This window comes from Amycolatopsis sp. NPDC000009, assembly GCF_055563465.1.
In genome coordinates, this window is record NZ_JBVHDI010000037.1 from 34,861 (window position 1) to 43,227 (window position 8,367).

Sequence of the window (8,367 nt, forward strand, 5' to 3'; positions counted from 1 at the left end):
GGGGTTCTTCGCGGGTGATTTCGAAGGCCTCCGCGCAGCCCTCGCCCGGTTCGGACACCTCCGGCGACTCCTATCTGCCCCGTCACGGCAACGGCGGTTACCGGGTCCGGCACTACGATCTGGAGCTGGACTACAAGATCGGTCCCAACCGGTTGTCGGCCTCCGCGGCCATCACCGCGGAAGCGACGCAGGCGCTGTCGCGGTTCACGCTCGACTTCGGCGATTTCCGGATCAACAGGGTGCTGGTCAACGGGAAACCGGCCAAATACCTGCGGCGCGCGCACAAACTGCAGGTGAAGCCGGCGAAGTCGCTGGCGGCCGGGAGTGAGTTCCGGATCGAGGTCTACTACGTCGGCAATCCGCGGCCGCTTCCCGGGCTGTGGGGTGACATCGGCTGGGACGAACTGACCGACGGCTCGCTCGTCGCGAGTCAGCCGGTCGGGGCGCCGTCGTGGTTCCCGTGCAACGACCATCCGGCGGACAAGGCGACCTACCGTGTCGCGCTGACGACGTCGTCGCCGTATCTCGTGGCCGTCACGGGGAATCTCGTCTCTCGGTACACGCGCGCGAGCACCACCCAGTGGGTCTTCGAACGGCCGGAGCCGACACCGACGTACCTGATGAGTGTCCAAATCGGACGGTACGACGACATCGTGCTGGCGTCCGGAGGCGTTCCGCAGCGGGCCGCCGTTCCGCCGCGCCTGCGCCGGGCCTTCGCGCGCGATTTCGGGCGGCAGGGCCAGATCATGGAGTCGCTGCAGCGGATGTTCGGCCCGTACCCCTTCGGCGAGTACGTCGTCGTGGTCACCGACGACGACCTCGACGACCCGATCGAGGCGCAGGGCATGTCGATCTTCGGCGCCAACCACGTCGACGGGCGGCGCACCCACGAGCGGCTCGTCGTGCATGAGCTGGCGCATCAGTGGTTCGGCAACAGTCTGACCGTCGCCGACTGGCGGCACATCTGGCTGAACGAAGGCTTCGCGACCTACGCGGAATGGCTCTGGTCCGAGGAATCCGGGGGGCAGAGCGCGCATGAGTGGGCGAAGATCTGGCACGCGCGGATGAAGGTGAAGCCCGCGGACCTGCGGCTCGCCGACCCCGGTGTGGCGCGGATGTTCGACGAGCGTGTGTACAAACGCGGCGGCCTTCTGTTGCACGCCTTGCGTTGTACCGTCGGCGATGCGGTGTTCTTCCCGCTGGTGAAGGCTTGGGCGGTGGAGAACCGGCACGGTCTGGTGACCACCGCGGCTTTTGTGGCGCTGGCCGAACGGTTCGCTGGGCGCTCACTCGCCGCTTTCTTCGACGCCTGGCTGGACTCTCCGGCGCTGCCCCCTCTGCCCTACCCCTGATGCGCCCAATGTGGCATTGGGGACGCTCAACGTCTCCAATGCCACATTGGGCGCGTGGCTGAGTTATCCACATTGGGGCTGATGTGGTGAGTTGTCCACAGGTAGCGAAATCGGTGCTGGCGGCGGTTACCAGCGTCGCCGATGATCTTGTCTGTGCGTTCCGGTGAGTGGGCTCGCGATCACGAGGCCCTTTACAAGCTGAGTCGCGGCGGGGTGATCACCGTCGCGCGGCTCGTGACGTTCGGTGTCTCGAAGAGGACTTGCCACCGGCGTTGCCTGGCGGGAGGGCCGTGGCAACGGTTGCTCCCGGGGGTGGTGTTACTCGGTCCGGGACGGCCGACTCGACGGCAGACGATCGATGGCGCTCTTCTCTACGGTGGGCCGGAAGCGATCGTCACCGGAATTCAGGCATGTCTCCTTCAGGGCTTGAGGAGGCCTAAAAACGACACTGATCGAGTCCACCTGCTGGTGCCCGCGTCTCGCCAGGTCAGCAGCTCCGGATTCGTGGTCGTTGAGCGGACGACGCGGATGCCGCGACCAGTCGCCGTGAGCGGTGTACCAGTGGCACCGCTCGCCAGGGCCGTTCTCGACGCAAGCCGCAGGTTCACCGCGCGCGACCCGGTCGGGGCGCTGCTGACCGAAGCGGTTCAGCGAGGGCGACTGAACCCCGAGGTCCTCATCCGGGAGTTGGATGCGGGCAGTGATCGAGGTAGCGCGTTGCCCCGCGAGGTGTTGCGTGACGTCATCAGGGGAGTCCGGTCGGTCGCCGAAATCGATGCGATGAACGTATGGCGGCTCTCCGGTCTGCCCGAACCGAGCTGGAACCAGCCACTCCGAGACGAATGCGGGGAGTACATCGCGACGCCCGATGGCTACTTCAAGTGGGTCCGGCTCGCTTGGGAGATCGACTCCTACGACTTCCACTTCGCGAAGGAGGACTATGCGAAGACTTTGGACAGAAACGCCAGGTATGCCGCGGCAGGGATCGCTCTGCTTCAGACCCTGCCCAGCCGTCTCCGGACTGAGCCCGAGGAAGTCGCCGCAGAGCTTCGTGCGGCGTACCTGGCCGCCGAGGCTCTGCGGTTGAACTCGACCCAGGGTTGAGGACACTGCGGGTGAATCTACTCAACGACAGATGAATTGTCCGACGAGACATCGGATGTATGTACGGCTGCGCGAGTGAAGGGGGTGGTCAAAGCTCGGCTATTTCTGGAAACATGCCGGTCGCCAGGACTTGAGCTGCGGTAAACGTAGTATGAATCTGGAGGCGACCCATGGCCGAGCTGTCCAGACGATCGATGCTGAGGGTCGCGGCGGGGGCCGCCGCGCTCGGTGGGCTGTGGGCTCAGGGGGCTCCGCCGGCGCTCGCCGGACACGACGTCCACCGCCGGATCGTCGACGACGCGCGCATGGTCTGGCGGCGGATGCCGAAGAACTGGCAGGAGGGTCCGTTTCTCGCCAACGGTTTCCTCGGCGTGCAGTTCTACGCGGGCACGCAGCCGAACGTCCTCAAGGTGATGCTCGGCCATTCCCAGGTCCAGGATCAACGCGGGCAGTGGGAAGCGGCCATCGGGTACTCGCGGCTCCCGATCGGCTACCTCACCCTCACCTTCGAGGGCGCGATCACCGCGGTGGACTGGCACCTGGACCTGTACAACGCCGAACTCGGCGGCACGATCACCACCACCCGGGGTTCGGTGCGGTTCTCCGCGCTGGTCCACAACGACCAGGACCTCCTCCTCATCTCGCTCACCGGGGAGGCGTCCGCGGAATGGGGGTTCACACCGCTCGAATCGGCGACGACCAGGACGATCCGCAAACCGCCCGAGTACACGGCGAATCCCGATCCGACGCTCGCCAGTGCGGGCGAGGTCCGGTACTGCGAGCAGCCGCTGCACGCGGGTGGCGGGTACACGACGGCTTGGCGTGAGCGGAAGATCGGCACGCGACGGCTCTTGGCGGCGACGGTCGCGTACGCGTTTCCCGAGCCGACACACACCGCCGAGGCGATCAGGAGGGTCCACCGGGCGTCGGCGGTGCACCCGGACGGGCTCGTCGCCGGCCATCGGCGCTGGTGGAACGCCTTCTACCGCCGCAGTTTCGTGTCCGTTCCGGACAAACGGATCCAGCGGTTCTACTGGATCCAGCTGTACAAGACCGCCTGCGCCACCCGCGCGAACGGGCCGGTCGTCGCCGAATGGGGGCCGTGGTTCCCGGAGGTCGGCAACAGCTGGACGGCGGTGTGGTGGAACCTCAACGTCCAGGTCACGTACCCGATCGTCAACAGCAGCAACCATCCCGAACTCGACGCCGTCACCGCGACGTTCCGCCGCGACCACGCCAACCTCGAACTCTCGGTCCCTCCCGCCTACCGGGACGGTGACACGTACGCCCTTTCGCATCCGGGGGACTGGCGGCTACGGCCAGGCGGCACCCGTGCGGTCGGGATCCCGGGCCCCGCCACCAAGAACGACCAGACCGGCAACCTGATCTGGGGCCTGCACAACGTCTGGCTCGCGTACCGGCACAGCATGGACGTCCGCATCCTGCGCGACGTGCTGTATCCGACGCTCGCCAAGGCGCTCAACTACTACCGCCACTTCCTCGCGACCGGCCCGGACGGCGCCCTGCACCTGCCGATGACGAGATCACCCGAGTACGCCGACGCGGCCGACTGCACCTATGACCTCTCGTTGATCCGCTGGGCCGCGCGCACCCTCGTCGAAGCGGCGGCCAAGCTTCGGATCGACGACCCGCGGACACCGGCGTGGCGGGAGATCGGCGAGAAACTGGTGCCGTACCACCAGGATGCGGCCCAGGGCGTGCTGATCGGCAACGGTGTCCCGCTGGCCGACTCGCATCGGCACTTCTCGCATCTGCTCTGGCTCTATCCGCTGCGGGAGAAGCTCTGGGACCGTCCCGGCGACCGGGACATCATGCGCCGCACCTTCGCGCACTGGGCCGGCGCACAGGCGAAATGGCACGGGTACAGTTTCGCGGCGGCGTCGTCGATGAGCTCCGTGATGGACGCGCCGGAGGAAGCCCTGCGTTATCTGAAGATCTTCCTCGACGGGACCGTCGTGGCCAACACGCAGCTGACGCCGAACACGATGTACCGCGAGGGCGTGAACCTCGCGATCGAAAGCCCCATCGCCGCCGCGCAGTCCATAGTGGACATGCTGCTGCAGGGCGATCACGGAGTGCTCAAGGTCTTCCCGTCGGTCTCGTCGAGCTGGCCGGACGCGTCCTTCGAGAGCTTGCGTGCGGAGGGGGCCTTCCTCGTGGACGCTTCCCGCGCGAACGGCGCGACCGAATGGATCCGCGTCCACAGCGAGGCGGGGGAGCCGCTCACGCTGCGGCACGGTATCCGCGGTGACATCGAGGTCCGCGACGGGCGCGGACGGCGGCTTCCGTGGCGGCACGCGGGTCCCGGCACGATCTCGATCCCGCTCGGCCGCGGCGGGACGGCCGTCGTCACCCGACGCGGCACACGTCCGGTGCTGGAGCCACGGGACGTTCCGGGTGATCGTGGAACTCCGGCATGGGGGGTCTGAGGATGGACATCACTCGCAGGACGATGCTCGGCGGGGCCTTGGCGGGCGTGGCGGCGGCCGGGTTCGCGCCGTCGGCTTCGGCGGTGGAGAACGACTTCGCGCTCGGAGGTATCGACTGGCCCGGCTTCCTCGGCGCGGCCGACCTGATTTGGCGCCGCATGCCGAAAACCTGGTACGAAGGTCCCTTCCTGGGCAACGGTTTCCTCGGCTCGGGCATCTACGCCGAACCGGGCCGGAACGCCGTCCGGTTCAACGTCCAGCACAGCGAGGTGCAGGATCACCGGCCGGAGTTCGGTTCCCTGTTCGGGCTCGCGCGGCTGCCGATCGGGTACTTCACCCTCGAACCGGTCGGAGCCATCACCGGGATCGACTGGCGGATGGACCTCTGGAACGCCGAACTGAAGGGCACGATCACCACGGTCGCGGGCAGCCTCTCACTGCGCGCGATCGTCCACACTGGACATTCGATGCTGGCGGTCGAGGTCGAGCCGACCGAGGGTGAGCGCGGCTTCGAGTGGGTCTTCCATCCGGCCGAGGCGGTGAGCCCGAGAACCGATCCGAAGTTCGGGAAGCCGCCGCCCGCCGGATACGTGGCCAACCCGCCCGCGACCCTGGAAAGCAGCGGCGACACCAGGCTTTCCGTGCAGACCCTGCTGTCCGGCGGGGAACACGTCACGGCGTGGCGCGAGGTCACCCGCGGATCGAAGCGGACGCTGTACACGTCCGTGGCGTGGTCGTTTCCGAAGCGGACGGCCGCGCGAGAGGCGTTGAAGACGGTCCGCCGGGCAGAACCGTTCTCCGCGCTGACGGCCGGGCATCGCCGCTGGTGGCACGACTACTATCGGCACGGCTTTCTGTCCATTCCGGACACCCGGCTCCAGGGTTTCTACTGGATCCAGCTGTACAAGATCGCCTCCGCCGCGCGCCGGGAAGCGCCGGTGATGGCGACCTGCGGACCGTGGCTGGAGCCGACCCCGTGGCCCGCGACCTGGTGGAACCTGAACGTCCAGCTCGAATACTGGCTCATCCACGGGTCCAATCATCTCGAACTGGACGCCGTGAGCCACGCGCTCGGCAAGTTCCGGACGAACCTGACGAGCCAGGTCGCCGAGCCCTACCAGCACGATTCGGCGGGCATCCCACGCACCACCGACATGACCTTGCTCAACGGCGCGGCCGGGACGAACGCGGGGTTCCCGGTGGGGGTCCCCGGCCAGGCGACGCCGACTCCGGAGGTCGGCAATCTCACCTGGGCCCTGCACAACGTCTGGCTGTCCTATCGGCACACGATGGACCGTCGGCTCTTACGGGACACTCTGTTCCCGCTGCTGCGCAAGGCGATCAACTACTACCTCCACTTCCTGGCTCCCGGATCGGACGGGAAGCTGCACCTGCCGGCGACCTTCTCCCCGGAGTACGGCGTGAACGCGCCGGACTGCAACTACGACCTCGCGCTGATCCGCTGGGGTTGCAAGACCCTGCTGGAGTCGGCGGCGGAACTGCGCGTCGACGACCCGCTCGCGGGGCGGTGGCGGGAGGTGCTGGCCACGCTGGTCCCGTATCCGGCCGATGCCAACGGCTACATGATCGGCGCGGGTGTGCCGTTCGCGAAGTCGCATCGGCACTACTCGCATCTGTTGCAGATCTACCCGCTGTACGAGATCACCTGGGAGCGGCCGGAGCACCGGCGGATCATCGAGACCTCGCTCGACCACTGGGTGGGCTTCGAAGGCGCGGTGCAGGGCTACACGTTCACCGGCGCCGCGTCGATGTCGGCGCAGATGCTGCGCGGCGAGAAGGCGGCGTTCTACCTCGGCGAACTGCAGCGGCGCTACATCCAGCCGAACACGATGTACAAGGAATCCGGTCCGGTGATCGAGACGCCGCTGTCGGCCGCGCAATCGCTGCACGACATGCTCGTGCAGAGTTGGGGCGGGGTGATCCGGCTGTTCCCGGCCGTGCCCGCCGAATGGGCGGACGCGGCGTTGCGCGACTTCCGCACGGAGGGCGCGTTCCTGCTCAGCGCTTCCCGGCAGGCCGGGAAGACACGCTGGGTCAAGGTCACCAGCGAGGCGGGGGCGCCGTGCGTGCTGCGGACGGACATGGACGGGGAGCTGACCGTCCGCGACCGGTGGGGGCGGCCGAAACGCTGGCGGCGGTTGCCGAACGGCGACGTCCGGCTCGACCTGCGGCGTGGCGAGGAGGCCGTCGTGCACCGCGCCGGTGACCGGCCCGACCTCGAGATCCGGCCCGTCCCGGCGAACGGGAACAGTGCACCATGGGGGATGCCGTGACTTCTTGAGCGGCGATACGCGAGAGTGTTCCTGTACTTCTTCCGGACGACAGGAGCACAGATGTCCCAGCCGCCGCAGCCGGGCGAGCCCGAAGGCCAGGCGCCCGATCCCGGAGCGTCGCAGGGGCAGCATCCCCAGCCGCAGTATCAGCAGCCCTATCCGCAGCAGCCGTACCAGCAGCAAGGGTGGTACGGCGCGCCGCAACAGCCGCCGCCGTCGTCGAACAAGACGGCGCTTTGGGTTGGCCTGGGTGCGCTGGGCCTCGTCGTGATCGTCGCCGTCGTGGCGATCACGGGCTTCGTGGCACCAGGGTTCTTCCTGTCGGACTCGAAGGAAAAGAGCACGGCCGCGTCGTCGTCCTCCTCGCCGGCTCCGACGTCCAGCTCCGAGGACACCGCGACGCGGAGCCCGGTGAACATCCCTTCCAGCAGGGTTCCGATGCCGAAGCGCGGCACGCCGCCGGCGGATCCGACGGACTGCGCGTTCCCTGCGGATTCGTCCGGTCCGGTGCCGAAGAAGGTGAACCCGCCCGCGGCGGGCCCGACCCCGGCGTCCGGCACGACGGCCGTCACCCTCAGGACGACGGCGGGCGAAGTCGGATTGACGCTGGACCGCGGGCTCGCGCCGTGCACCGTGGCGAGCTTCCTCTCGCTGGCACAGCAGGGTTACTACGACGGCACGTCGTGCCACCGGCTTGGTACCTCGGGATTGCAGATGCTCCAATGCGGCGATCCGGAAGGCTCCGGGATGGGCGGGCCGGGCTACACCGTCCCTGACGAGGTGTTCCCCCAGATCAAGTACGGCCGGGGCATTCTCGCCATGGCGAAGCGGCAGGCGCCGAACTCGGGCGGCAGCCAGTTCTTCATGGTCTTCGGTGAAGCGGAACTGCCGCCGGAGTACACCGTGTTCGGGAGCATCTCGGACGCCGGTCTCCAGACCCTGGACAAGGTCGCGCGCGGTGGCGTCGACGACGAGAAGGGGCCGGGCGACGGGACCGGACCGCCGCGGATCCCGGTGACGTTCCAGTCGGTCGCGGTGGGCTGAACGCTAGGTTCCGGTGGAGCGATCGTCGAGTCCGTGAAGACATCCCTGGGTTTTGTGTGTCAAGCGGTGGTGGTGTGGTGGGCCCAGGCGGTGTTTTCGTTGTAGTGGGTGTGGGTTTTGAGG

General features: G+C 67.8%; 5 protein-coding genes. All 5 read left to right on the top strand.

All coding sequences use genetic code 11. From position 1 onward, the window contains the following. Positions 1 to 14 precede the first annotated feature (14 nt). Positions 15 to 1,352 carry a M1 family metallopeptidase gene (locus tag ACZ3HL_RS44065; RefSeq protein ID WP_465537890.1) on the top strand — a complete coding sequence of 446 codons (1,338 nt, stop codon included), beginning with the start codon at positions 15 to 17 and terminating at the stop codon, positions 1,350 to 1,352. Between the two features lie 561 nt (positions 1,353 to 1,913). Next, on the top strand, positions 1,914 to 2,456 hold the full coding sequence (locus ACZ3HL_RS44070) for a hypothetical protein (protein ID WP_465537892.1): 543 nt from the start codon (positions 1,914 to 1,916) through the stop codon (positions 2,454 to 2,456). Positions 2,457 to 2,626: 170 nt separating this feature from the next. Continuing rightward, complete coding sequence (locus ACZ3HL_RS44075; protein ID WP_465537893.1) at positions 2,627 to 4,906, top strand: glycosyl hydrolase family 95 catalytic domain-containing protein; 2,280 nt, start codon at positions 2,627 to 2,629, stop codon at positions 4,904 to 4,906. Positions 4,907 to 4,908: 2 nt separating this feature from the next. Beyond that, positions 4,909 to 7,200, top strand: a complete 2,292-nt coding sequence (locus ACZ3HL_RS44080; protein ID WP_465537895.1) for a glycosyl hydrolase family 95 catalytic domain-containing protein — start codon at positions 4,909 to 4,911, stop codon at positions 7,198 to 7,200. Between the two features lie 60 nt (positions 7,201 to 7,260). Beyond that, positions 7,261 to 8,244 carry a peptidylprolyl isomerase gene (locus ACZ3HL_RS44085; RefSeq protein ID WP_465537897.1) on the top strand — a complete coding sequence of 328 codons (984 nt, stop codon included), beginning with the start codon at positions 7,261 to 7,263 and terminating at the stop codon, positions 8,242 to 8,244. The last annotated feature ends 123 nt before the right edge of the window (positions 8,245 to 8,367 follow it).